The 23487-nt window shown below is 59.2% G+C and carries 20 protein-coding genes; 5 read left to right on the top strand and 15 right to left on the bottom strand.

The genetic code is table 11. The features are described 5' to 3' along the window. Window positions 1-20: 20 nt before the first annotated feature. The 3 genes from rpoD to rpsU all read right to left on the bottom strand — a co-directional run bounded on the left by rpoD (window position 21) and on the right by rpsU (window position 4599). Window positions 21-1868, bottom strand: a complete 1848-nt coding sequence (gene rpoD, locus CAF65_RS12285; RefSeq protein ID WP_085716512.1) for an RNA polymerase sigma factor RpoD — start codon at window positions 1866-1868, stop codon at window positions 21-23. Window positions 1869-1935: 67 nt separating this feature from the next. Then, complete coding sequence (gene dnaG / locus CAF65_RS12295) at window positions 1936-3903, bottom strand: DNA primase (protein ID WP_085716513.1); 1968 nt, start codon at window positions 3901-3903, stop codon at window positions 1936-1938. Between the two features lie 480 nt (window positions 3904-4383). Beyond that, the gene (rpsU, locus tag CAF65_RS12300) at window positions 4384-4599 is read right to left on the bottom strand and encodes a 30S ribosomal protein S21 (protein WP_002551877.1); all 216 of its coding nucleotides are present in this window, start codon (window positions 4597-4599) and stop codon (window positions 4384-4386) included. Window positions 4600-4798: 199 nt separating this feature from the next. Between rpsU and tsaD the strand changes: the two genes are divergently transcribed. Then, window positions 4799-5824, top strand: coding sequence for a tRNA (adenosine(37)-N6)-threonylcarbamoyltransferase complex transferase subunit TsaD (gene tsaD / locus CAF65_RS12305; protein ID WP_085716514.1), 1026 nt, complete (start codon window positions 4799-4801; stop codon window positions 5822-5824). A gap of 23 nt (window positions 5825-5847) precedes the next feature. Here tsaD and plsY read toward each other — a convergent pair whose 3' ends face one another. Beyond that, the gene (plsY, locus tag CAF65_RS12310) at window positions 5848-6417 is read right to left on the bottom strand and encodes a glycerol-3-phosphate 1-O-acyltransferase PlsY (RefSeq protein WP_007993197.1); all 570 of its coding nucleotides are present in this window, start codon (window positions 6415-6417) and stop codon (window positions 5848-5850) included. Between the two features lie 74 nt (window positions 6418-6491). Here plsY and folB point away from each other — a divergent pair, with 74 nt between their 5' ends. Further along, complete coding sequence (gene folB / locus CAF65_RS12315) at window positions 6492-6848, top strand: dihydroneopterin aldolase (RefSeq protein ID WP_008051601.1); 357 nt, start codon at window positions 6492-6494, stop codon at window positions 6846-6848. Further along, window positions 6839-7366 carry a 2-amino-4-hydroxy-6-hydroxymethyldihydropteridine diphosphokinase gene (gene folK, locus CAF65_RS12320; RefSeq protein WP_085716515.1) on the top strand — a complete coding sequence of 176 codons (528 nt, stop codon included), beginning with the start codon at window positions 6839-6841 and terminating at the stop codon, window positions 7364-7366. Before folB ends, folK begins: the two co-directional genes overlap by 10 nt. A gap of 103 nt (window positions 7367-7469) precedes the next feature. Here folK and CAF65_RS12325 read toward each other — a convergent pair whose 3' ends face one another. The 11 genes from CAF65_RS12325 to CAF65_RS12375 all read right to left on the bottom strand — a co-directional run bounded on the left by CAF65_RS12325 (window position 7470) and on the right by CAF65_RS12375 (window position 21669). Beyond that, window positions 7470-8699, bottom strand: a complete 1230-nt coding sequence (locus CAF65_RS12325) for a multifunctional CCA addition/repair protein (RefSeq protein ID WP_085716516.1) — start codon at window positions 8697-8699, stop codon at window positions 7470-7472. A 63-nt stretch (window positions 8700-8762) separates the two neighbouring features. Then, window positions 8763-10325: a SpoVR family protein gene (locus CAF65_RS12330; RefSeq protein ID WP_085716517.1), complete on the bottom strand. Its 1563-nt coding sequence runs from the start codon at window positions 10323-10325 to the stop codon at window positions 8763-8765. Continuing rightward, window positions 10322-11593, bottom strand: coding sequence for a YeaH/YhbH family protein (locus CAF65_RS12335; RefSeq protein ID WP_008017412.1), 1272 nt, complete (start codon window positions 11591-11593; stop codon window positions 10322-10324). The genes CAF65_RS12330 and CAF65_RS12335 overlap by 4 nt, the downstream gene beginning before the upstream one ends. A gap of 204 nt (window positions 11594-11797) precedes the next feature. Further along, on the bottom strand, window positions 11798-13720 hold the full coding sequence (locus CAF65_RS12340; RefSeq protein WP_008017413.1) for a PrkA family serine protein kinase: 1923 nt from the start codon (window positions 13718-13720) through the stop codon (window positions 11798-11800). 297 nt (window positions 13721-14017) lie between these two features. Next, entirely contained in the window at window positions 14018-14347 is a 330-nt protein-coding gene (glpE, locus tag CAF65_RS12345; protein WP_007982657.1) for a thiosulfate sulfurtransferase GlpE, read from the bottom strand. 33 nt (window positions 14348-14380) lie between these two features. Beyond that, window positions 14381-15262 carry a symmetrical bis(5'-nucleosyl)-tetraphosphatase gene (locus tag CAF65_RS12350; protein ID WP_085716518.1) on the bottom strand — a complete coding sequence of 294 codons (882 nt, stop codon included), beginning with the start codon at window positions 15260-15262 and terminating at the stop codon, window positions 14381-14383. Then, on the bottom strand, window positions 15262-15642 hold the full coding sequence (gene apaG / locus CAF65_RS12355) for a Co2+/Mg2+ efflux protein ApaG (RefSeq protein ID WP_085716519.1): 381 nt from the start codon (window positions 15640-15642) through the stop codon (window positions 15262-15264). The genes CAF65_RS12350 and apaG overlap by 1 nt, the downstream gene beginning before the upstream one ends. Before the next feature lie 115 nt (window positions 15643-15757). Next, complete coding sequence (gene rsmA / locus CAF65_RS12360) at window positions 15758-16576, bottom strand: 16S rRNA (adenine(1518)-N(6)/adenine(1519)-N(6))-dimethyltransferase RsmA (protein ID WP_085716520.1); 819 nt, start codon at window positions 16574-16576, stop codon at window positions 15758-15760. Next, window positions 16573-17562 (bottom strand): 4-hydroxythreonine-4-phosphate dehydrogenase PdxA, encoded by a 990-nt coding sequence (gene pdxA / locus CAF65_RS12365; RefSeq protein ID WP_085716521.1) that lies wholly within the window; start codon window positions 17560-17562, stop codon window positions 16573-16575. Before pdxA ends, rsmA begins: the two co-directional genes overlap by 4 nt. Continuing rightward, window positions 17559-18875, bottom strand: coding sequence for a peptidylprolyl isomerase SurA (gene surA / locus CAF65_RS12370; protein WP_143492098.1), 1317 nt, complete (start codon window positions 18873-18875; stop codon window positions 17559-17561). Before surA ends, pdxA begins: the two co-directional genes overlap by 4 nt. Beyond that, the gene (locus tag CAF65_RS12375; RefSeq protein WP_085716523.1) at window positions 18856-21669 is read right to left on the bottom strand and encodes an LPS-assembly protein LptD; all 2814 of its coding nucleotides are present in this window, start codon (window positions 21667-21669) and stop codon (window positions 18856-18858) included. Before CAF65_RS12375 ends, surA begins: the two co-directional genes overlap by 20 nt. A 130-nt stretch (window positions 21670-21799) precedes the next feature. Here CAF65_RS12375 and CAF65_RS12380 point away from each other — a divergent pair, with 130 nt between their 5' ends. Continuing rightward, window positions 21800-22819 (top strand): aminoglycoside phosphotransferase family protein, encoded by a 1020-nt coding sequence (locus CAF65_RS12380; RefSeq protein WP_085716524.1) that lies wholly within the window; start codon window positions 21800-21802, stop codon window positions 22817-22819. After that, the gene (gene murU, locus CAF65_RS12385; RefSeq protein ID WP_085716525.1) at window positions 22816-23487 is read left to right on the top strand and encodes an N-acetylmuramate alpha-1-phosphate uridylyltransferase MurU; all 672 of its coding nucleotides are present in this window, start codon (window positions 22816-22818) and stop codon (window positions 23485-23487) included. The genes CAF65_RS12380 and murU overlap by 4 nt, the downstream gene beginning before the upstream one ends.

Here is a 23487-nt window from a genome sequence, read left to right on the forward strand (position 1 = left end):
CTGGGCCGGGGGTTCTGGTATCACTCGTCGAGGAAGGAGCGCAGATGCTCGCTTCTCGTCGGGTGGCGCAGCTTGCGCAGCGCCTTGGCTTCGATTTGACGAATCCGCTCACGGGTCACGTCGAACTGCTTGCCAACCTCTTCGAGAGTGTGGTCGGTATTCATGTCGATACCGAAACGCATGCGCAGTACCTTGGCTTCACGGGCAGTGAGGCCGGACAGCACTTCGCGAGTCGCTTCCTTAAGGCTCTCAACGGTTGCAACATCGATTGGCGACTGCATGGTCGAGTCTTCGATGAAGTCACCCAGATGGGAGTCTTCGTCATCACCGATCGGGGTTTCCATGGAGATCGGCTCTTTTGCGATCTTCAATACCTTGCGGATCTTGTCCTCAGGCATTTCCATGCGTTCGCCCAGCTCTTCCGGGGTCGGTTCGCGACCCATTTCCTGCAGCATCTGGCGGGAAATACGGTTGAGTTTGTTGATCGTCTCGATCATGTGCACCGGAATACGAATGGTGCGGGCCTGGTCGGCGATCGAGCGAGTGATCGCCTGACGGATCCACCAGGTGGCATAAGTCGAGAATTTGTAGCCGCGACGGTATTCGAACTTGTCTACCGCTTTCATCAAGCCAATGTTGCCTTCCTGGATCAGATCGAGGAATTGCAGGCCACGGTTGGTGTACTTCTTGGCGATCGAGATCACCAGACGCAAGTTGGCTTCAACCATCTCTTTCTTCGCGCGGCGGGCCTTGGCCTCACCGATCGACATGCGACGGTTGATGTCCTTGATTTCGACGATGGTCAAACCGGTTTCGATTTCCAGCGCGGTCAGCTTCTGCTGGCAACGGACGATGTCCGGCTGCAGGCGGCCAATGGCTTCAGCATATTTACCTTTGCCTTTGGCCAGGGTATCACTCCAGCTCTCGTCGACTTCGTTGCCCGGGAACTGGCGCAGGAAGTCCGCACGCGGCATGCGCGCATCACGAACGCAGAGCTGCATGATTGCGCGCTCTTGCTGACGCAGGCGATCCAGGGCGCTGCGAACACGCTCGACCAGGGCTTCGAATTGCTTCGGCACCAGTTTGATCGGCATGAACAGATCGGCCAGGGCCAGCAACTCGGCAATCGCTGCCTTGTTGTGACGACCGTGCTTTTTCAGCGCCTTGCGGGTGATTTCCATCTGATCGGCCACAGCGCCAAAACGCTGGGCGGCGATGATCGGATCCGGACCGCTTTCGGCTTCTTCTTCGTCATCCGAAGTTTCGGCGTCTTCGTCGTCGTCCGAGTCATCCGCTTTTGCGGCCTTTTCGTCAATCGGCGGCGGCACTTCTGCCGCAGGCGGTGCAATGCCGTCGTCCGGGTCGATATAACCGCTCAGGACGTCGGACAGGCGACCACCTTCGGTGGTGACGCGGGTGTACTCGGAGAGAATATGATCAACCGTGCCAGGGAAGTGCGCGATTGCGCTCATCACTTCACGGATGCCCTCTTCAATACGCTTGGCGATTTCGATTTCGCCTTCACGTGTGAGGAGCTCCACCGTACCCATTTCGCGCATGTACATGCGCACCGGGTCGGTAGTGCGACCAATGTCGGTCTCGACCGCAGCCAACGCTGCAGCGGCCTCTTCGGCTGCGGCTTCATCGGTATCGGCGTCGGCCAGCATAAGGGAATCCTTATCTGGCGCAACCTCGAATACGTTGATCCCCATGTCATTGATCATGCGGATGATGTCTTCCACCTGTTCCGGATCTGAAATATCCTCCGGCAGGTGGTCGTTGACCTCCGCGTAAGTCAGGTAGCCCTGCTCACGACCAAGTGTGATCAACTCTTTGATACGAGACTGCTGTTGCGCTTTTCCGGACATAACACCCTATCCACTGAAGGTCTTGGCGGGCAAAAAACAAGCCGAGGATTATACCTGAGCTATGACCTCACGCGCCAGTTGAGGTCGGGTTTGATGCGGAAACATTGCGACTCAAGAGGTCGCGCAGTTGATTTTTCTCTTCGCTGGTCAATTCGCTTTGACGCGCTTTTCTAAGAAGTTGTTCCAGGTTTCGCTCGCGTTGACGGGCTGACAAGCTAGTAATGGTGTCGAAAAACTGTTGTTCAAGGTTGTCTCCATCAATCAGCCACTCCTTTTCCGCCAGGGCCTTGAGCAGGCGGCCTTGTTCTGTGCCGTGCCAGCGCGCAATCAGTTGAATTGAGTTTAGCTTGGGATTCTTCTGTACGGCTTCGAGTAGCGCCACCAGCAATTGTGTGTTGGTGTGGTCCTCGGCGGCGAAGTGCCCGGCATCCTCGACTTTTTCGGCCAGTTGCGGGTGATGCAGCAGCGTGCGCAAGGCGGCGAGGGTCGGTGGTTCTACGGCGGCGGGCACCCGTGGCGCGCGGGGTTGATCGCGATCACCGCCCCGTTTGCCATTCTTGTCCCACGGTTTCTTGTCCCATTTCTTGCCTCCTGCACCGGGTTTCTTCGGCGTCCATTCCTGCTGCGGCACATACATTTCCTGTGCCTGCGGCTGATGATAGTCGCTGTAATCGGGCATTGCGTCGTAATCGATGCCTGGGTCGTAGGCCGGCGGCGCTTCTTGCGGGGCGCTTTGTGCCAGCTGGCTCACCGCTTCGCCGCTCAGGCCGGTGATTTCGCTCAGGCGCTGACGCATCAAGGTGCGCAGGTTGGCGCCCGGGACTTTGTCGATCAACGGCGCGGCGAGGGTAGCCATGTGGGCCTTGCCCTCAAGCGAGCGCGGGTCGGCTTCTTCTGTCAGTTGCTGGAAGAAGTAATCGGCCAGAGGCTGCGCGTGCTGGTTGATGCGTGCGCGGAAGGCATCGGTGCCTTCGGAGCGGACCAGGGTGTCCGGGTCTTCGCCCTCGGGCAGGAACAGAAAGCGTGCACGACGACCGTCCTGCAAGCTTGAAAGTGTCGCCTCCAGTGCCCGCCATGCAGCATTACGACCGGCCTGATCGCCGTCGAAACAGAACAATACGCTGGGCACGACGCGAAACAGTCGCTTGAGGTGTTCCTCGCTGGTGGCGGTGCCCAGGGTCGCGACGGCATTGCGCAGGCCTTGCTGGGCCAGGGCAATGACGTCCATGTAACCCTCGACGACGATGATCTCGTCGAGATTGCGGTTGGTCTTGCGCGCCTCGTACAGGCCGTAGAGTTCCTGGCCTTTATGGAAAACCGGGGTTTCCGGGGAGTTCAGATACTTCGGCTTGTCGTCGCCCAATACCCGGCCGCCAAAGGCGATGACGCGCCCGCGACTGTCGCGGATCGGGAACATTACGCGGTCACGGAAGCGGTCGTAACGTTTACCGCTTTCGGCGTTTTCGATCAGCAGGCCGGCATCAATCATGGCTTTTTGTTGCAGGGTATCGCTGCTCAAGTGTTTGAACAGGTTATCCCAGCCAGGCGGAGCAAAGCCGAGGCCGAAGTCCCGGGCGATTTCGCCAGTCAGCCCGCGACCTTTCAGGTAATCCACGGCGGCCTTGCGCGATGGGTGGCTTTTCAGGGCCTGTCGATAAAAGTCGGCAGCGGCACTGAGTAGCGGATACAGCGGCGAATCGGTTGGCTGTCGCGGTTTGTGCGGCCGGCCGCTTTCTTCGCGGGGGACTTCCATGCCGGCGGCTTTGGCCAGTTCTTCGACGGCCTGGACGAAATCCAGGTTGTCGTGGTCCATGATGAAGCCGAGGGCGTTGCCGCCAGCGCCGCAGCCGAAACAGTAATAGAACTGCTTGTCGGGGCTGACGCTGAACGATGGAGTCTTTTCTTTGTGAAACGGGCAGCAGGCGGTGTGGTTCTTGCCCGCCTTTTTCAGTTGCAGGCGCGAGCTGACCACGTCGACGATGTCGGTGCGGTTCAGAAGGTCGTCAATGAAGCTCTGGGGAATTAGCCCGGCCATGGCGTTCTCGTCATCTGCGCTGAAAGGAACCCGAAACGTACGGCGACCATACGCGGTCATTGTTTGAGGCGCGCAAAGTGTGCGGCTCGACCAGTGTCGTCTGCGTAATCGCTGTCGGGAAGTGTATCTGCCGAAAATTCACTGACGTTAATGCCAATCAGTATTCGACTGTTTGAATGTGTTGCGCTGAATCCGCTGCGGCCAATCATAGGCCTCGGATAGCTTATCATCTGGCACGCAAGCAGGTGCCTTGGGCTGATCGTCGTGAGAGGAATCAGTGGGTGTGCTCGTCAGTAGCCTTGAAAGGCTCGTCAGAAAAGACGTGCACCGCTGGCAAAAGAGCCAGGTCTGACGCGGTGAAGCAGATTTGTCTCGGTCGCGTCTGCGGCTTTGACGGTGAAGCATCAAGCGTTTTACGCAAATGCCATAAGCCCGGCTGAGGGCCGGGCTTGGCAGAAGCTTGCTACGATCGTCTGTGTATTAGTACAGACGAACGGCGCGGCGCTGTTCGCGCTGAACTTTCTTGGCGTGACGCTTAACAGCAGCTGCTGCTTTGCGCTTACGCTCAGAAGTTGGCTTCTCGTAAAATTCGCGGCTACGAACTTCAGCCAGTACACCGGCTTTTTCGCAGGAGCGCTTGAAACGACGCAGAGCTACGTCGAAGGGTTCGTTCTCTTTTACTTTGACGGCTGGCATCCAGAGCTACCTTCATTCATTACCGGGGTCAACATCCTCGCGGCAAAAGAGCACTTGAAGACGTCGGTTTTTAAGGGTTGCGGATGTTAACCCCTCAACGCTCGGAATGCAAAGCCTCTGATCGAAAACCGCTGGTCGGGGCATCACGCGACGACTATTATGCGCGCCTTCGAATTCAGCCTAAACAAGGCGCAAACCCATGCTAGTACTGGGATTAGAAACCTCCTGCGACGAAACCGGTGTCGCACTTTACGACAGTGAGCGCGGCCTGCTGGCCGATGCGCTGTTCAGTCAGATCGACCTGCACCGCGCCTATGGCGGCGTAGTGCCTGAGCTGGCTTCGCGCGATCACGTCAAACGCATGCTGCCCTTGATTCGTCAGGTGTTGGCCGAGGCCGACTGCGTGCCGACCGAGATCGATGCGATCGCCTACACCGCGGGTCCTGGCCTGGTGGGCGCGTTGCTGGTAGGGGCTTCCTGTGCTCAGGCGCTGGCCTTTGCCTGGGGCATTCCGGCCCTCGGCGTGCATCACATGGAAGGCCACTTGCTGGCGCCGATGCTGGAGTCGCAACCGCCGGAGTTTCCGTTCGTCGCTTTGTTAGTGTCAGGTGGCCATACGCAACTGGTTCAGGTCGACGGAATCGGTCAGTACACACTCCTGGGCGAGACCCTGGATGACGCTGCCGGCGAAGCCTTCGACAAGACGGCCAAGATGATGGGCCTCAATTATCCGGGCGGACCGGAGATCGCTCGCCTTGCGGAGCAGGGCGTTGCAGGACGTTTCATCTTCCCGCGTCCGATGTGCGACCGCCCTGGCGTTGATTTCAGCTTCAGTGGCCTGAAAACCTTTGCGTTGAATACCTGGCAGCAGTGCGTCAGCGCCGGGGGCGACGGCGAGCAAGCCCGTTGCGACATCGCGCTGGCGTTCCAGCAGGCCGTGGTGGAGACTTTGACCATCAAGTGCAAGCGTGCCCTGAAAGCCGCTGGCATGAAGCGCCTGGTGATCGCTGGCGGTGTCAGTGCCAACAAGGCGTTGCGCACTTCTCTGGAGAAAATGCTCGGCGACATGAAGGGCGATGTGTTCTATGCCCGTCCGCAGTTCTGCACCGACAACGGCGCGATGATCGCTTTTGCTGGCTGTCAGCGCTTGCAGGCCGGTCAGCAGGAAAGTCTGGCGATCAGCGTGCAGGCGCGTTGGCCGATGGAACAATTGTCGGCGTTGTGATGAGTGGCGCGCATGCCCGGCAACTAAAAATGCCGTTCGCGCCCGGCAAACAGGTCGCGTAGATTGCCGCGATGACGCCAGACGATCAGCCCGGTGAGCGTGCTCATGGGCAGCAGGGCCGCCGGTTCTTGCCAGGCCAGCAAAGGCAGGGTCAGCGGCGTGGCGATCAGGGCGGCCAGGGAGCTGGTGCGGGTCAGGTAGAACGTCAAGAGCCAGGCGCAGACCGCCAGAAGGGCTGCGGGCGGGTACAGTCCCAGCAACATGCCGGCAGCGGTGGCGACACCCTTGCCGCCGCGAAAGCGGAAGTACAACGGAAACAGGTGGCCGATGACGGCATAGACGCCGATCCAGGCCTGCTCCTGCTGCGAAAGGCCCGCAAGACGCGCAATCAGTACCGGCAGCAGGCCTTTGCAAAGGTCGCCGAGCAGGGTCAGGATGGCGAGTTTCTTGCCGGCCAGGCGCAACATGTTGGTGGCGCCGGCATTGCCCGAGCCACTCATTCGCGGATCGGGGTTACCGGTCAGGCGGCTGAGCAAAATGGCGAAGGACAGAGAGCCGAGCAGGTAGGCGAGGATCGCCAATAACCAAAACATGCTAACTATTCCGGGCGAGGAAGCCCTGATTCTAACGGCGCATTGCGCCCTTGTCGTGTAGCGGAGAGAAGTGCTTGGACAGAGTGTTTATCGAGGGCCTGGAAGTCGACACGGTGATTGGTGCCTACGACTGGGAACGAGGCATCCGACAGTGCTTGCGTCTAGATCTGAGCTTCGCCTGGGATAATCGCCCGGCCGCAGCCGGTGATGACCTGACCCTGGCGCTCGACTACGCCAGTGTTTCCTCGCGCATCCAGGCATTTGCCGAGCAGGCGCAATTCCAGCTGGTCGAGACCTTTGCCGAGCGTCTGGTTGAAGTGTTGATGAGCGAATTCAAAATCACCTGGATGCGCCTGAAACTGACCAAGCCCGGCGCCGTCCCGGCTGCCACTGGCGGTGTGGGCGTGGAGATCGAGCGCGGATGTCGCTGACTCAGGTATACCTCGGGCTCGGTAGCAATATCGAGCGTGAAACCCATTTGCGGGCGGGGCTCGATGCGTTGGCGGCGTTCCTTGTCGATATCCGCTGTTCGGCGGTTTTCGAAAGTCAGCCGGTGGGTATCAAGAGCGGGCCGTTCTTCAATTTCGTGGTGTCGGCGTATACCGATCTGCCGCTCATGGAGCTGGATCGCCGGTTGAAGTTCATTGAGGCCGATAACGGCCGATATGCACCGGATCGCCGAGGTTTGCCCCTGGATATCGACGTATTGCTGTTCGGTGATCTGGCGGGCAACTTCGATGGCCTGATCTTGCCGCGGGCAGAAATTCTGAAAAATGCTTTTGTTCTGTGGCCGTTGTCGTTGATAGCGCCGGACCGCGTGCACCCGGGTGTAGGAAAAAGTTTCGCCACGTTGTGGGCTGAATCGCAGATCGATCAGGTGCTGGCGCCGGTGGCTTTCGAATGGCACGGTGAGCAACTGACGCCTTCAGATTTGATGTGGGCCGACTGACGCCTTCGCGGGCAAGTCGGATCGCCGCGCCGCCGCTCCCACAAGTGTTGCGCTGAACCTTGTGGGAGCGGGCTTGCTCCGGGCGGCGCTCCGACGAAGCTTTTCAGGTCGATGTACTTTCCTTGTAAGCCTTCAGCGCCTTCAGTCGCTCGCGCTTGATCGCCTCCCCCAGCTCCGGTCCCTTGAAGCCTTTCTCCAGCAACGGCTGAACCGCCACGCTGCGAGCAGCGGTTGCCGCGCCGCGCAAATAATCCGCTTGTGGATAATTTCTTTCTTCCAGTCCTTTGCGTCCACGCGCATCCATCTCGCATGCCGCGATGAACTCCTCGAACCGCTGTGGCCGACGGTAAACGTCGAAGCTTTGCAGCAACTCCAGCAATGTCGATGGCTTCAGCTCAAGGGCGCGATGCCCGTGGGTGTGATACTCGCCCACCAGCACGGCCAGTTCCTGGCAGTCTCTGGGCACCTTGAAGCGTTCATTGACCGCTTTTATCAGCTTCAGCCCCTTGAACTCGTGGGCAATGTGTTGCGGCCATTCCTCCTCCGGCGTCAGGCCCTTGCCCAGGTCGTGCAGTAGGCAGGCCCAGCGCACGGTCAGCGGCTGTTTGTGTATGGCGGCTTGCTGCAAAACGCTCAGGGTGTGTACGCCTGTATCGATTTCCGGGTGGTGGGCTGGTGGTTGCGGTACGCCAAACAGTGAGTCGACCTCTGGCATCAGTACCTTGAGGGCGTCGCATGCGCGCAAAACCTCAATAAACACCTGTGGCTGATCTTCCATCAGGGCGCGGGAAACTTCCTTCCAACTGCGCTCCGGGGTTAGCGCCTCAAGCTCGCCTGACTCGCTGAGCTGGCGCATCAGTTCCAGGGTTTCCGGGGCGACGGTAAAGCCCAGTGCGGCATACCGCGCCGCAAAGCGGGCAACGCGCAGGACCCGGAGCGGATCTTCGGCAAATGCCGGGGAAACATGGCGCAGCAGGCGCGCTTCGAGATCGCGCTGGCCGTGGTACGGGTCAGTCAGGTTCTGCTGATCGTCTTCGGCCATGGCGTTAATGGTCAGGTCGCGACGGATCAAGTCTTCTTCGAGGGTGACTTCAGGGCTGGCGTGAAAAGTGAACCCGCCGTAGCCGCGTCCGCTTTTGCGCTCGGTGCGGGCGAGGGCGTATTCCTCACCGCTTTTAGGATGAAGAAACACCGGGAAATCCGCACCTACCGGACGGAAACCCTTGGCGAGCATTTCTTCGGTAGTGGCGCCGACCACTACCCAGTCGATATCAGTGACCGGTTTGCCCAGCAAGCGATCGCGTACCGCGCCGCCGACTTTATAGATCCGCATAAAAAACCTCCGTTAGCTCGACAGGATAACCGTTGCGTCGGGCTTTCGGAGGCCGAAACAGTATCAAAGATGAATGACAGCCAGGTCCAGGCGGCCGTAATCGCCTTCGCTGTGCTCGCTTCTGGGGGGGACGTGATGGGTTTTCATTACCTGGTCTCCTTGCAGGGTCTCCAGGTGAATGTCGAAGCCCCACAGGCGGTGCAGATGCTTGAGCACTTCCTCGGTGGACTCTCCCAGCGGTTTGCGGTCGTGTTGCTGGTGACGCAGGGTCAGGGAGCGATCACCGCGCCGGTCGATGCTGTAGATCTGCACGTTGGGTTCGCGATTGCCCAGGTTGTACTGAGCTGCGAGGGTTTCACGGATGATGCGGTAGCCGCCTTCGTCGTGAATGGCGGGCACCAGCAGGTCGTCCTTCTGGTCGTCATCGAGAATGCTGAACAGCTTCAGGTCACGGATCACCTTGGGTGACAGGTACTGCAGGATGAAACTCTCATCCTTGAAGCTGCTCATGGCAAACTTGATGGTCGACAGCCAGTCGGAGCCGGCTATTTCCGGGAACCAGCGGCGATCCTCTTCCGTAGGGTGTTCGCACATGCGACGGATGTCGCGGTACATGGCAAAACCCAGGGCGTACGGATTGATACCGCTGTAGTAGGGGCTATCGAAGCCCGGCTGGAATACCACGCTGGTGTGGGACGTCAGGAACTCCATCATGAAGCCGTCGGTGACCAGGCCCTCGTCGTACAGGTCGTTCATCAGGGTGTAGTGCCAAAACGTGGCCCAACCTTCATTCATCACTTGGGTTTGACGCTGTGGATAAAAATACTGGGCGATCTTGCGCACGATGCGCACGATTTCCCGCTGCCATGGCTCCAGCAGTGGCGCATGTTTTTCGATGAAGTACAGGATGTTTTCCTGAGGTTCGGCGGGGAAGCGTGCGTTGTCCTTTTCGCTGAACTTGTCCGCGCCCTTGGGAATGGTTCGCCAAAGATCGTTGATCTGTTTCTGCAAATGCTCTTCCCGGTCCTTTTGCCGACGACGCTCTTCTTCCGCGGAGATCGGATACGGGCGTTTGTAGCGGTCGACACCATAGTTCATCAGTGCATGGCAGGAGTCGAGCAAGTCCTCGACCGCGTCGATACCGTGGCGCTCTTCGCATTGCATGATGTACTGCTTGGCAAACACCAGGTAATCGATGATCGAGCTGGCGTCGGTCCAGGTGCGGAACAGGTAATTGCCTTTGAAAAAGCTGTTGTGCCCGTAGCAGGCATGGGCCACCACCAGCGCCTGCATGCAGATGGTGTTTTCTTCCATCAGGTAGGCGATGCACGGGTCGGAGTTGATCACGATCTCGTACGCCAGCCCCATCTGGCCGCGAGTGTAGGATTTTTCAGTGCTGAGGAAATGTTTGCCGTAGGACCAGTGGTGATAACCCAGCGGCATACCGACGGAGGCATAGGCGTCCATCATCTGTTCGGCGGTGATTACTTCGATCTGGTTAGGGTACGTATCGAGGGCGTAGCCGGCCGCAATACGACTGATTTCGCGGTCATACGCCTGAATCAGCTCGAACGTCCATTCGGAGCCGGTGGAAATGGGTTGGCGCTTCTGCTCTTTGGCGGTCATGTCACTAACCTGCGCTGGAAGAGTTCACGGAAGACCGGATAGATATCCCCGGCCGAGACCAGTTGTTGCTGGGCAAACGTGTCGGAAAAGGCTTCGGCGATGCGCTCGTATTCGAACCACAGGGCCTGGTGTTCGCGAGGGGTGATCTCAACGTAAGTGTAGTACTGCACGAATGGCATGATCTGGTTGATCAGTATGTCGCGGCAGATCGGAGAGTCATCGTTCCAGTTGTCGCCGTCGGAGGCCTGGGCGGCGTAGATGTTCCACTCGTTGCTCGGATAGCGCTCGGCCATGATCTCCTGCATCAGTTTCAAGGCGCTGGAGACGATGGTGCCGCCGGTTTCCCGGGAGTAGAAAAACTCCTCTTCATCCACTTCGCGGGCGCTGGTGTGATGGCGGATAAACACCACATCGATCTTTTCGTAGTTACGTTTGAGGAACAGGTACAGCAGGATAAAGAAGCGCTTGGCGATGTCCTTGGTCGCCTGGGTCATCGAGCCGGACACGTCCATCAGGCAGAACATCACGGCCTTGGAGCTGGGGTTCGGTTGCTTGATGAGCAGGTTGTACTTGAGGTCGAATGTGTCGAGAAAGGGTATGCGGTGAATACGTGCGCTGAGTTTTTCGATTTCGGCTTCTATTTCCTGAATATCGCCGAAGTTGTCCGGTTCTTCCTGCTTGAGTCGCAGAAGTTCTTCTTTGGCTTCGCGCAGTTTTGCCCGACTGCTGCCGGACAGGGCAATTCGCCGGGCGTGGGCTGAACGCAGGGTGCGGATGATGTTGATCCGCGACGGGTTGCCCTCGTTGCTGATCCCGGCACGTACGGTCTTGAAGGTATCGGTGCCGGTCAGGTTGCGCTTGACCAGGTTTGGCAGTTCGAGATCCTCGAACATGAACTCGAGGAATTCTTCCTGGGTGATCTGGAAGACGAACTCGTCCATTCCTTCACCGGAATTGCCCGCCTTGCCAGGGCCTCGACCACCACCGCCTCCCGGTGGGCGGGCGATATGTTCGCCGCTGGTGAACTCCTTGTTTCCCGGGTGCACGATCGTCTGCTTGCCACCGCGACCGTGGTGAAGCACTGGTTCGTCGATGTCGCGGCCGGGAATGCTGATTTGTTCGCCGTGTTCCATATCGGTAATGGAGCGCCGGCTGACCGCCTCTTCGACAGCCTTTTTAATGTGATCACGGTAGCGCCGCAGAAAGCGCTGGCGGTTCACCGTGCTCTTGTTCTTGCCATTGAGACGTCGGTCGATCACATAGCTCATGACTGCTCCTTAGAAGCTGTCCTGAAAGGGGCGAGCGGTTATGCAGCATCGGACCGGTGCCAAGGGATGTTCACGCTCCCCCAAGCGCTTTTGGATGCTGCCTGTACCTCGCTACCGACTTTCGAACACCTTCCAGAGGTCTGTGTAACAGAAAACACGTACACAGACCTCTGGCTGACGACAACCGGTCTGACCGGCAGCGGGTTACTGTGATTTTCTGACCCGCAGGTACCACTCGGACAGCAGTCGTACCTGTTTGTCGGTGTAGCCGCGCTCGACCATCCGTGTGACGAAGTCGTTGTGCTTCTGCTGGTCTTCTTTGCTGGCCTTGGCATTGAAGCTGATGACCGGCAGCAGGTCCTCGGTGTTGGAGAACATTTTCTTCTCGATGACCACCCGCAGTTTTTCGTAGCTGAGCCAGGTCGGATTCTTGCCATTGTTGTTGGCCCGGGCACGCAGGACGAAGTTGACGATTTCGTTGCGGAAATCCTTCGGATTGCTGATGCCGGCCGGTTTTTCGATTTTCTCCAGTTCTTCGTTCAAGGCTACGCGGTTGAGGATTTCGCCGGTTTCCGGGTCGCGGTATTCCTGGTCCTGGATCCAGAAGTCGGCGTACAGCACATAACGATCGAAGATGTTCTGGCCGTACTCGCTGTAGGACTCGAGGTAGGCGGTCTGGATCTCCTTGCCGATGAATTCGATATAGCGCGGTGCCAGGTACTCCTTGAGGAAGCGCAGGTAGCGTTCGCGGGTCTCCGCCTGGAACTGTTCCTGTTCGATCTGTTGTTCCAGCACGTAGAGCAGATGCACCGGGTTGGCCGCAATTTCGTGCGGATCGAAGTTGAACACCTTCGACAGGATCTTGAACGCGAAACGGGTCGATAGACCGTTCATGCCTTCGTCGACACCTGCATTGTCGCGGTATTCCTGGATCGACTTGGCTTTCGGATCGGTATCCTTGAGGTTCTCGCCGTCGTACACGCGCATCTTCGAGTAGATGTTGGAGTTTTCCGGCTCCTTGAGGCGCGAGAGCACGGTGAACTGGGCCAGCATCTTCAGGGTGTCGGGCGCGCAATGGGCCTTGGCCAGCGAGCTGTTGAACAGCAGCTTGTCGTAGATCTTCACTTCGTCACTGACCCGCAGGCAGTATGGCACTTTGACGATGTAGATCCGGTCGATGAAGGCTTCATTGTTCTTGTTGTTGCGGAAGGTGTGCCACTCCGATTCGTTGGAGTGCGCCAGCAGGATCCCGGTGAACGGAATCGCACCGAGGCCTTCGGTACTGTTGTAGTTGCCTTCCTGAGTGGCGGTCAGCAATGGGTGCAGCACCTTGATCGGTGCCTTGAACATTTCGACGAATTCCATCAGGCCCTGGTTGGACCGGCACAGTGCGCCCGAATAGCTGTAGGCGTCGGCGTCGTTTTGCGGGAACTCTTCCAGTTTGCGGATATCGACCTTGCCCACCAGGGCCGAGATGTCCTGGTTGTTTTCGTCGCCTGGTTCGGTCTTGGCCACGGCAATCTGGTTGAGGATCGACGGGTAGAGTTTCACCACGCGGAACTGACTGATGTCGCCACCGAATTCGGCCAGGCGCTTGGTCGCCCATGGTGACATGATGGTGTTGAGGTAGCGCCGTGGAATGCCAAAGTCTTCCTCGAGGATCGCTCCATCTTCAGTGGAGTTGAACAGACCCAGGGGCGACTCGAAAACCGGCGAGCCCTTGATCGCATAGAAGGGCACTTTTTCCATCAGTTGCTTGAGCTTTTCGGCCAGGGACGATTTACCACCACCGACGGGACCGAGCAGGTAAAGGATCTGCTTCTTCTCTTCCAGGCCCTGAGCGGCGTGGCGGAAATACGACACGATCTGGTCGATGCATTCTTCCATCCCGTGGAAGTCTTCAAAGGCCGGATAACGGCGGATCACCTTGTTGGAGAAGATGCGTGACAGTCTCGAGTTGGTCGAGGTGTCGAGCAGCTCCGGTTCTCCGATGGCCAGCAATAGACGCTCGGCGGCGGAGGCATAGGCGCTGCGGTCTTGTTTGCACAGCTCAAGATACTCTTGCAGCGAGAGTTCTTCCTGGCGTGTGGACTCGAAGCGTTGTTGGAAGTGGCTAAAGATACTCATGACGTCACCTCGCTCGATACGTGGAGCCGACGCCGGATCACTCAGTCGATGCTGGCAGCAACCGAACAGGCGATTGCTGTTTACCCCCCAGAACTCTCCCGGAGCAGACGACTCCGAAAGCTACTCCCGATGACCCGTGCGCCGGTGTACCGGCTCTCCCCTGTTTTGGATGGCCTGGGCTTAAGGATAGTTGGGAATTCGGGAGATAAAGGCGAGATACGTAATTAGTTGTGGCAGACCGTTCGTCTGCCACCGCGCCAGCCCGCAGAAGCCGGGGCCTGCAACGTTACAAAAAAATTATTCGGAGGTGCCTTGCGCCGTTTCCGCAGGATAGGTCGTACGCCACAACTCGAATCCGCCATCCATGCTGTAGACGTCGGAGAAGCCCTGGCTGATCAGGTAGGCGGCCGCGCCCTGGCTGGAATTGCCGTGGTAGCAGACCACTACGGTCGGTGCGTCGAGGTCGGCACCCTGGATGAAAGCATGCAGGGAATGATTGTCCAGATGCTTCGAGCCTGCGATGTGCAGGGCGGCAAAAGTGGCCGGGTCGCGGACGTCGACCACTACTGCGCCTTGTTCGCGCAGGGCTTGGGCCTGTTCGGGGGGGATACGTTTGAATTCGCTCATGGCGGGCTCCTGTGGCTCGGCAGAATGGGCAGTCTAGCGCGGGGCGCTGGCTGGCGATGATTGGGGAATGGATGAGGCGACTGGCGGCACGGCGTGACCGTGTTCGTCGCATTTGCAGGACAGGCGCTCAAGGCTGTCGACGTTCATCAGGGTCAGGGCGCCGCCCCAGACGCAACCGGTGTCGAGGGCCGAGATACCCGGTTCGTCGCACTTGCCTTCCAGTGCTGCCCAGTGACCGAAGAGGATTTTCACACCCTTGGTCTTGCGTTCCTTGTGCTGGAACCAGGGCTTGTAGCCGGGCGGTGCAGTACCGAGGCCTTCCTTGCTCTTGAGATCGAGTTTGCCTTCGGCGGTGCAAAAACGCATGCGAGTGAAATAGTTGGTGATCACCCGCAGGCGCGTGACGCCTTTGAGGTCGTTGTCCCATTTCGCCGGATCGTTGCCGTACATGCCATCGAGGTAGGGCGGCAACAGGTTGTCGTCACGCAAGGCAGTCTCGACTTCGGCGGCACATTTCAAGGCTTTGCGCAGCGACCACTGGGGTGGAATGCCGGCATGGACCAGTGCAACGTTGCGCTGTTCGTCGTAGTGCATGAGCTTTTGCTGACGCAGCCATTCGAGCAGCTCGGGGCTATCCGGCGCTTCGATGATCTCACGCAGGGTATCGGCCTTCTTCAGGCGTTCGATGTTGCGTCCGGCCGCCAGCAGGTGCAGGTCGTGGTTGCCGAGCACGCACACCAGCGATTCGCGGATGCTATAGAGGAAGCGCAGGGTTTCCAGAGACTGCGGGCCGCGGTTGACCAGGTCGCCCACCAGCCACAAGCGATCCCGTTGTGGGTCGAACGCCACTTGTTTGAGCAGGCATTGCAGGGCTTGAAGGCAGCCTTGCAGGTCACCGACCGCGTACGTTGCCATCAGTGCAGGGCTCCAGGCACCGCCAGGCGGAAGGGCGCGATGATGGCATCGAAATGTTTACCGTCGTCGGAAAGCATCTGATAGGTGCCTTGCATGGTGCCGACCTTGGTGCTCATGACCGTGCCGCTGCTGTAGGTGTGACTCTTGCCGGGATCGATCAACGGCTGCTCTCCTACCACACCTGCACCGCGCACTTCTTCGACATGCCCGTCACCATCGGTGATGACCCAGTGCCGTGAAAGCAGTTTGGCCGGTATCAGGCCATTGTTTTGCACGGTGATGGTGTAGGCGAAGGCAAAGCGGTCGTGCTCAGGTTGCGATTGTTCTGCCAGATAGCGGGTGACGACGCTGACGTCGACCTGATAACGAGGATCGGACATGCAAGGGGCCTTAAAAACGAAGCGGGACGCGGGGCATAGCTGATGGAGTTCAGTCTAGGCCAAGTATCGGGTAGTAGACCAGAGTGGCGTCCTACCCGATAGCGCTCATCGCCTGTCAGTCAGCGGCAGGCTTTTGTGGCGCTTGTTCGCTGAGCTTGTCGGCCAGGCGTACGAAGGCGGCCAGGTCGAGTTGCTCAGGACGCAGGCTGCCATCGACGCCAGCGGCTTCGATTTCGGCGTTACTCAGCAGCTGCTTGAGGGTGTTGCGCAGGGTCTTGCGGCGCTGGTTGAACGCTTCGCGCACGACGCGCTCCAGCAGACGGTGATCCTTGGCCGGGTGCGGCAGTACCGCGTGGGGCACCAGGCGCACGATGGCCGAGTCGACTTTCGGCGGCGGGTTGAACGCGCCCGGGCCGACATTGAACAGGTGCTCGACCCGGCAGTGGTACTGAACCATGATCGACAGGCGGCCCCAGTCACCACCACCCGGGCCGGCAGCCAGGCGCTCGACCACTTCCTTTTGCAGCATGAAATGCATGTCGCGGATCAGGTGCGAGTTGTGCAAAAGGTGAAAAATCAGTGGCGTGGAGATGTTGTACGGCAGGTTGCCGACCACTCGCAGGCTGCCTGGCGCGGCATTCAGGCTGTTGAAGTCGAACTTCAGTGCATCGCCCTGATGCAGGTTGAAGTTGCTCTTGCCGGCAAACTGCTGGTTGAGGATCGGGATCAGGTCCTTGTCCAGTTCCACCACGTCGAGTTGGGCGCCGCTGCTGAGCAGGCCCTGGGTCAGTGCGCCCTGGCCCGGGCCGATCTCCAGCAGGCGGTCTTCTGCCTTGGCATGTATGGAGCGCAGGATGCGGTCGATAACGCCGGCATCGTGCAGGAAATTCTGGCCAAAGCGTTTGCGCGCCTTGTGCTGGTATTGCTCGGTCATAAACGGGTCTCGGCCATCTGGTAGGCGGTTTCCAGGGCGACTTGCAGGCTGCCGGTGTCAATCTTGCCGCTGCCGGCCAGGTCCAGGGCGGTGCCGTGGTCGACCGAAGTGCGGATGATCGGCAAGCCGAGGGTCACGTTGACTGCCGCGCCGAAGCCTTTGTACTTCAGCACCGGCAGGCCCTGGTCATGGTACATCGCCAGCACCGCATCGCAGTGCTCCAGATATTTGGGGGTAAACAGAGTGTCGGCGGGCAGGGGGCCTCGAAGGTCCATGCCCTCGCCGCGCAAGCGCTCTAATGTGGGTTCGATGATATCGATTTCTTCATGGCCCAGGTGTCCGCCTTCACCGGCGTGGGGGTTGAGCCCGCAGACCAGGATGCGTGGCCGGGCGATGCCGAATTTGTTTTGCAGGTCGGCGTGCAGGATTCGTGTGACGCGCTCCAGGCGCTCCGGCGTGATTGCATCGGCAATCTCGCGAAGGGGCAGGTGAGTGGTCACCAGGGCCACGCGCAAACCGCGTGTGGCCAGCATCATCACCACTTGCGCGGTGTGGGTCAGGTCGGCGAGGAATTCCGTGTGCCCGGAGAAGGCGATACCGGATTCGTTGATCACGCCTTTGTGCACCGGCGCGGTGATCATACCGGCAAAATCCCCGCTCAAGCATCCCTGGCCGGCCCGGGTCAGGGTTTCCAGAACAAAGGCAGCGTTGGCCTTGTCCAGTTGCCCGGCAGTGACCTTGGCATTGAGCGGTGTATCCCAGACATACAGGCTGTTGGCTGGCGCGGGTGCATCCGGCCAGTTGTCCGGCGTGACCGGCAGCAAATCGACAGCCACACCCAGTTGCGCGGCCCGCTCAATGAGCAGGTCGCGGCTGGTAATGGCAATCAGGGGGTGGGGCTGGGCTTGCGAGGCGAGCAGCAGGCACAGGTCGGGACCTATGCCGGCTGGTTCACCGGGTGTCAGCGCGAAACGTTGCGGTTTCACTGCGCGGCCTGGTCGGCGCCAGGGAGTTTGATTTCCACGTACGCTTCGTCACGGATCTGACGCAGCCAGGTTTGCAGCTCTTCGTCGTATTTGCGGTTACGCAAAACGGTCATTGCTTGCTGCTCCCGAGCCTGTGAGGTGCTGTCGGTGGCGCGACGACCAAGAACTTCCAGGACGTGCCAGCCGTATTGAGTCTGGAACGGCTTGGACAGTTGACCTTGCGGGGTCCTGGCCATCACTGCGCGGAACTCGGGCACCAGCGCGTTCGGGTCGATCCAGTTCAGGTCGCCGCCATTGAGGGCAGAACCCGGGTCTTCCGAGTAGCTTTTCGCCAGCTCGCCGAAGTCTTCGCCAGCCTCGATACGGCTGTAGAGCGACTCGGCCAGGGCCTTGGTTTTCGCTTCGTCGCGGATCGGGCTTGGTTTGACCAGGATGTGGCGCACATGCACTTCATCGCGCATCTGGGTCTCGCCGCCACGCTTGTCGAGGATCTTCAGGATGATGAAGCCGCCCGGTGTGCGCATTGGCTGGGTGACGTCACCCACCGGCATGGTGCTCAACAGGCGATCGAACGGCGGTGGCAATTGAGCGGCTTTGCGCCAGCCCATGTCACCACCTTCCAGAGCGGTTTCGCTGGCGGACTTGGCGATTGCCAACTGGCCGAAGTCAGCGCCTTGCTTGAGCTGCTGGTAAACCGCATCGGCCTGTTTGGCTGCATTCTGAATCGCGTCGGAGTTGGCGCTTTCCGGCGTAGGAATCAGGATGTTGGCCAGGTGGAACTCTTCGGACAGCTGCATTTTGCCCAGGTCAGATGCCAGGAAGTTCTTCACTTCCTGCTCGGAGACCTGAATGCGTTCGGCAACCCGACGCTGGCGTACCCGGCTGATGACCATTTCGCGGCGAATCTGCTCACGTGCGTCGTCATAGGACAGGCCGTCGCGAGTCAGGGCGGCGCGGAATTGCTCGACCGACATGTTGTTGCGCTGGGCAATGGTGCCGACCGCCTGGTTCAACTCTTCATCGGTAATGCGGATGCCGGAGCGCTCGCCGATCTGCAATTGCAGGTTTTCGACGATCAGGCGCTCAAGTACCTGCTGCTCCAGCACGCTGGCCGGCGGCACGGCGGAACCACGCTTGGCAATGGTTTGCTGAACTTCATGAACGCGGCGGTCCAGTTGGCTCTGCATGACCACGTCGTTGTCGACGATGGCCACCACTTTATCGATGGATTGTACGGCGGCGCTGGCCGCCGTACTCAGGAACAGCGCGCCCAGCATCAGCGGGCGCAGACAATCAGAAAGCTTGGTCTTCACGTTCACGATAACCTTGAATGCCTTTGTCGAGGAAGCTCTCTGCCTTGGCGCCGGTGAGGCCGCCGAGTCCCTTCAGAACAATTTGGAGGAAGACGCCATGGTCGCCTTTTTCGTTTTGCGGTGCTTCCTGGCTGAACTCGTCGTAATCAACGAAGTAACGGTTGATCAGGCGCAGTTTCCAGCAGCAACTGTCGTACTCGAAACCACCGAAGGCTTCCAGGGTACGGCTGCGGTTGTAGTCATACTGCCAGCGGCTGATAGCGCTCCATTGCGGCACGATCGGCCAGATGACCGAGAAGTCGTGCTGTTTGATCTTGTAGTAATCCTTCACGTAGCCAGGCTGGCCAGGGGTGCCGTAGTCACCACCACCCACGGTCCACTTACCGGTGTTCTGGTCGTAACGGATCTGGTCATTGCGATAGCGATAGCCGACGTTGACGATCTTGTTCGGGTTGTCTTCAGGCTGGTAGTGGAACATCGCGCTGCCCGAACGAGGGCTGCGGCTGTCCGGGTCCCAGTTGTAGTCGGCCGTGGTACGCCAGTCGCGGTTCCAGCGATATTCGTATTCCAGGGCGTAAGGCGAAACGTTGGCCTGCGTATCCTGGCGGGTTTTCGGATCTATGCCTGGCAACTGAACTTCGCGGTCCTTGAAGTACAAGGCCTGGCCGACACTGATACGTTGACGCTGGAAACCGTTGTCTTCGATCCAGCGGCTGGTCACGCCCAGGGACAGTTTGTTCTCGTCGCCGACACGGTCGGAGCCGGAGAAGCGGTTGTCACGGAACAGCGACGCATAGTTGAAGGTGTATTCGCTGGTATCGAATACCGGGATGTCTACCTGGTCGACTTCAGGCACGTACAGGTAGAACAGGCGCGGCTCGAGGGTCTGGCGGTAGTTCTTGCCGAAATACTGGGTATTGCGATCGAAGTACAGGCCGCTGTCGATGCTGGCGATCGGCACACCGCGGTTCTGGTTGCTGTCAAAATCACCATTGAGATTTTTAGTCCCGGTTGCAGCTGCGGCTTGATTTTGCTGCGCGACTTGACTTTTACCCAGACCGTCCAGATCCAGTTGGTACTGGGTGTACTGGTACTTGAGTGTTGGCTTCAGGAATCCGTAGGTCCAGTTCAGTGGCAGGCTGACAGCCGGTGCCAGGTTGAGCCGATCGCCATTGGCGCGTGCCAGGCCTACAACGTTGTTATCAAGACGTGGCGACACATTGCCGTCTTCGTCGGTGTAGCTGCCGTTATGCAGATTGCGGTCAAACCGTACGAGTTCGCTGCTGTACGTGAGGTCCAGGCCTTCCGGATGGTAAGGCAGCATACCGTCGAGGGTTAGCTGCGGCAGGCGGTCGTACGGCGTAATGTTCGACACGGTCGCCAGTTGGTATGCCTGGGCGTTCACGCGAGCGGTATAGCTGTCGCCGCGATAGGTGACGGAACCCTGCTGGTTCACGTAGTCGTTGCTTTTCACGCCAATCTGGTCGGTCTGCAGATCCTGGAAGTAATACGGATCGCTGATCTTGGTGTAGTCGACTTGCGTGAGCACTCGCGAATCGAGACCACCCTTGTGCTGCCAGTTGTACATGTAGCGGGTTTTTTCGGCGTCGGTCTGCTTGTCGCGATCGTTGCTCTCGTCGTTGAGGTAAGCCGCACCGAACTGGCCTTCGCTGGATTTGGTCAGGTAGCGGAATTCGCCTTCCATCAACAAGCCGTGCTTTTCCATGTAGCGCGGGTACAGCGTGGCATCGTAGTTCGGCGCCAGGTTGAAGTAGTACGGGGTGACCAGCATGAAGCCAGTATCGCTGCCGGTGCCGATGCTCGGCGGCAGGAAGCCGGACTGGCGACGGTCGTCGATCGGGAAATAGATGTACGGCGTGTACAGGACCGGAATGTCCTTGACCCGCAGCGTCACGTTGGTCGCCGTACCGAAACCGGTGGCCGGGTTCAGGGTGATGTTGTTGCCCTTGAGCTGCCAGGCGTTGCTGTTCGGTTCGCACGTGGTGTACGTGCCATCCTTGAGGCGGATGATCGCGTTCTCGGCACGCTTGGCGTACAGCGCATTACCGCGGATGCGCGATTTGTGCATCACATATTCGGCGTTGTCGACCTTGGCTTCACCGGTGTCGAGCTGCACGTCGGCGTGGTCGCCGACGATCAGGGCGCCGTTGTCGCGAATGCGCACGTTGCCGTTCAGGTCGCCACGGCTCTCGGCCTGGTACAGGTTGGCTTCGTCGGCTTCGACCTGCATGCTGCCCTGACGCATGACAACGTCGCCGGCCAGGGTCGCAACCTGCTCATCCTGCTTATAGCGGGAGGCTTTTGCGCCGATAAAGGTTGGAGCGTCACTTTTATTCGTCTTGTCATCCATGCCAGGACGAATCGGTTCGATATAGGAACCAGAGCAATAAGGACCGGTTTCGGCCAATTGTGCGGCGGTGAGTTGCTCGCGGGGAACCCAATCGAGGTGACTGTAGTCTGCGCTACGCGACTTCAGGCCACGGCCTTTGGATTCGGTGACCAGCACCGGCTTGGCGCCGGCGTCTTCGCTGGAGCCGTTCTCGGCCGGGGCTTCGCCGGTAGCGGAGACTGCGCTGCCCTCATGGACGGGGCGCGGTGGCAATGCAGCTGCCGGCGTCTTTGGTGCACAGTCCCAGGAACCCGAAGCAGAGACTGAGCAGTCATACTGTTCCGCAGCGACCACGTAGGAAGTGGCAAGGGGTTGCAGCGCCAGCAAACTGCCGGTAACCAACAACGGAAATTTTTTACGAAACGCGGGGGATTTCAATGCCATCTTATTAGTCCGGGCTTCCTGCGTGCCATCTGCCCGCGGTGTGGGCCGCACGCCTCTCGATGGTCTGAAAAAGATGCTGGATAATAAAGCATGACCCGCTTGACGGCTAGCGCCGTCGGAGACCCTTGCAATGCCTGATCAAGATGTACGCTTGCAACACCTGAAAGTTTGGCTCGATGAGCAATTGACAACCCTTTTTACCGAGCAGAGTTGGGGCGCCGTCCCCCCGGCCACATTGACTGTGGCCAGTAGCGACGCGAGTTTTCGGCGGTATTTCCGTTGGGAAGGCGATGGTAAAAGTTTCATCGTGATGGACGCGCCGCCGCCGCAGGAAAACTGCAAACCCTTCGTGGATATCGCCTTTTTGCTGGCGAAATCCGGAATAAATGTGCCGAAAATTTATGCCGAAGACCTCGAGCGCGGTTTTCTTTTGCTCAATGACCTGGGCAGCAAGACCTATCTGGACGTCATCGACAGCGAAAACGCCGACGATTTGTTCGAGGATGCCCTGCAAGCGTTGATGGCTTTCCAGCAGTTGCCGATGGTTGCGCCGCTGCCGAGCTATGACGTGGCATTGCTGCGTCGCGAACTGGAACTGTTCCCCGAGTGGTACGTGAAGCGCGAGTTGGGCATCGAGCTCGATGCGGCGCAGCAGGTACTCTGGCAGCAGGTCAGCGAACTGTTGATCGACAGCGCCCTGGCACAACCCAAAGTCCTGGTGCATCGCGACTACATGCCGCGCAACCTGATGCTCAGCGAGCCCAATCCCGGTGTGCTGGATTTCCAGGATGCGGTGTACGGCCCGGTGACCTACGACGTGACCTGCCTGTTCAAGGACGCCTTCCTCAGCTGGCCCGAGGAACGTGTGAATGGCTGGCTCGAAAGCTACTGGCAGCGGGCGGGCGCCCTCGGTATTCCGGTTCAGCCCGAGTTCGAGGACTTCCTGCGTGCCAGCGACTTGATGGGCGTGCAGCGTCACCTGAAAGTCATCGGTATTTTCGCGCGCATCTGTCATCGCGACGGCAAGCCGCGCTATCTGGGCGATGTGCCGCGTTTCTTTGCCTATATAGATGCCGTGATCGCTCGCCGTCCTGAACTGGCTGAGCTGGATGTGCTGCTGGCCAGTCTGCGCGCCGGAGTGACAGCATGAAGGCAATGATTCTGGCCGCGGGTAAAGGCGAGCGCATGCGCCCGCTGACCCTGACCACGCCCAAACCGCTGGTTCGTGCCGGCGGGGTGCCGCTGATCGAGTATCACCTGCGCGCGCTGGCCGCCGCCGGGTTCACCGACATCGTGATCAATCACGCCTGGCTCGGTCAGCAGATCGAAGACTTTCTGGGCGATGGATCGCGCTATGGCGTGAGCATCCAGTACTCGGCAGAAGGTGAGCCCCTGGAAACCGGCGGCGGGATTTTCCGCGCGTTGCCGTTGCTGGGGGATGAAGCGTTTGTCGTGGTCAACGGTGATATCTGGACCGATTACGACTTCAGCGTGCTGCATCAACCCATCAATGGCCTGGCGCACCTGGTGCTGGTCAGCAACCCGCCTCATCATCCGGCCGGGGACTTCTGCCTGGTCGAATCCCTGGTGCGCGATGGTCAGCCGGAGGCCGCCACCCTGACCTACAGCGGCATCGCCGTGTTGCATCCGCAGCTGTTCGACGGTTGCAGCGCGGGTGCCTTCAAACTCGCGCCGCTGTTGCGCAAAGCCATGGCTGACGGCCAAGTGACCGGTGAGCAACTGAAAGGACACTGGGTCGATGTCGGCACTCACGAACGTCTGGCCGAAGTTGAATCATTAATAGAAGCGAGCCGCTGA

The sequence above is a fragment of the Pseudomonas sp. B28(2017) genome (assembly GCF_002113025.1).
GTDB lineage: Bacteria > Pseudomonadota > Gammaproteobacteria > Pseudomonadales > Pseudomonadaceae > Aquipseudomonas.

What these genes read in the sequence shown, in the direction of transcription:
- glpE (WP_007982657.1), bottom strand. Translation starts at nt 14,347, where the DNA reads ATGAGCGAATTCAAACGTATCCCCCCCGAACAGGCCCAAGCCCTGCGC.
- CAF65_RS12380 (WP_085716524.1), top strand. Translation starts at nt 21,800, where the DNA reads ATGCCTGATCAAGATGTACGCTTGCAACACCTGAAAGTTTGGCTCGAT.
- CAF65_RS12350 (WP_085716518.1), bottom strand. Translation starts at nt 15,262, where the DNA reads ATGGCAACGTACGCGGTCGGTGACCTGCAAGGCTGCCTTCAAGCCCTG.
- CAF65_RS12335 (WP_008017412.1), bottom strand. Translation starts at nt 11,593, where the DNA reads ATGAGCTATGTGATCGACCGACGTCTCAATGGCAAGAACAAGAGCACG.
- rpoD (WP_085716512.1), bottom strand. Translation starts at nt 1,868, where the DNA reads ATGTCCGGAAAAGCGCAACAGCAGTCTCGTATCAAAGAGTTGATCACA.
- CAF65_RS12325 (WP_085716516.1), bottom strand. Translation starts at nt 8,699, where the DNA reads ATGCGGATCTATAAAGTCGGCGGCGCGGTACGCGATCGCTTGCTGGGC.
- tsaD (WP_085716514.1), top strand. Translation starts at nt 4,799, where the DNA reads ATGCTAGTACTGGGATTAGAAACCTCCTGCGACGAAACCGGTGTCGCA.
- folK (WP_085716515.1), top strand. Translation starts at nt 6,839, where the DNA reads ATGTCGCTGACTCAGGTATACCTCGGGCTCGGTAGCAATATCGAGCGT.
- dnaG (WP_085716513.1), bottom strand. Translation starts at nt 3,903, where the DNA reads ATGGCCGGGCTAATTCCCCAGAGCTTCATTGACGACCTTCTGAACCGC.
- rsmA (WP_085716520.1), bottom strand. Translation starts at nt 16,576, where the DNA reads ATGACCGAGCAATACCAGCACAAGGCGCGCAAACGCTTTGGCCAGAAT.
- rpsU (WP_002551877.1), bottom strand. Translation starts at nt 4,599, where the DNA reads ATGCCAGCCGTCAAAGTAAAAGAGAACGAACCCTTCGACGTAGCTCTG.
- CAF65_RS12340 (WP_008017413.1), bottom strand. Translation starts at nt 13,720, where the DNA reads ATGAGTATCTTTAGCCACTTCCAACAACGCTTCGAGTCCACACGCCAG.
- plsY (WP_007993197.1), bottom strand. Translation starts at nt 6,417, where the DNA reads ATGTTTTGGTTATTGGCGATCCTCGCCTACCTGCTCGGCTCTCTGTCC.
- CAF65_RS12375 (WP_085716523.1), bottom strand. Translation starts at nt 21,669, where the DNA reads ATGGCATTGAAATCCCCCGCGTTTCGTAAAAAATTTCCGTTGTTGGTT.
- murU (WP_085716525.1), top strand. Translation starts at nt 22,816, where the DNA reads ATGAAGGCAATGATTCTGGCCGCGGGTAAAGGCGAGCGCATGCGCCCG.
- CAF65_RS12330 (WP_085716517.1), bottom strand. Translation starts at nt 10,325, where the DNA reads ATGACCGCCAAAGAGCAGAAGCGCCAACCCATTTCCACCGGCTCCGAA.
- apaG (WP_085716519.1), bottom strand. Translation starts at nt 15,642, where the DNA reads ATGTCCGATCCTCGTTATCAGGTCGACGTCAGCGTCGTCACCCGCTAT.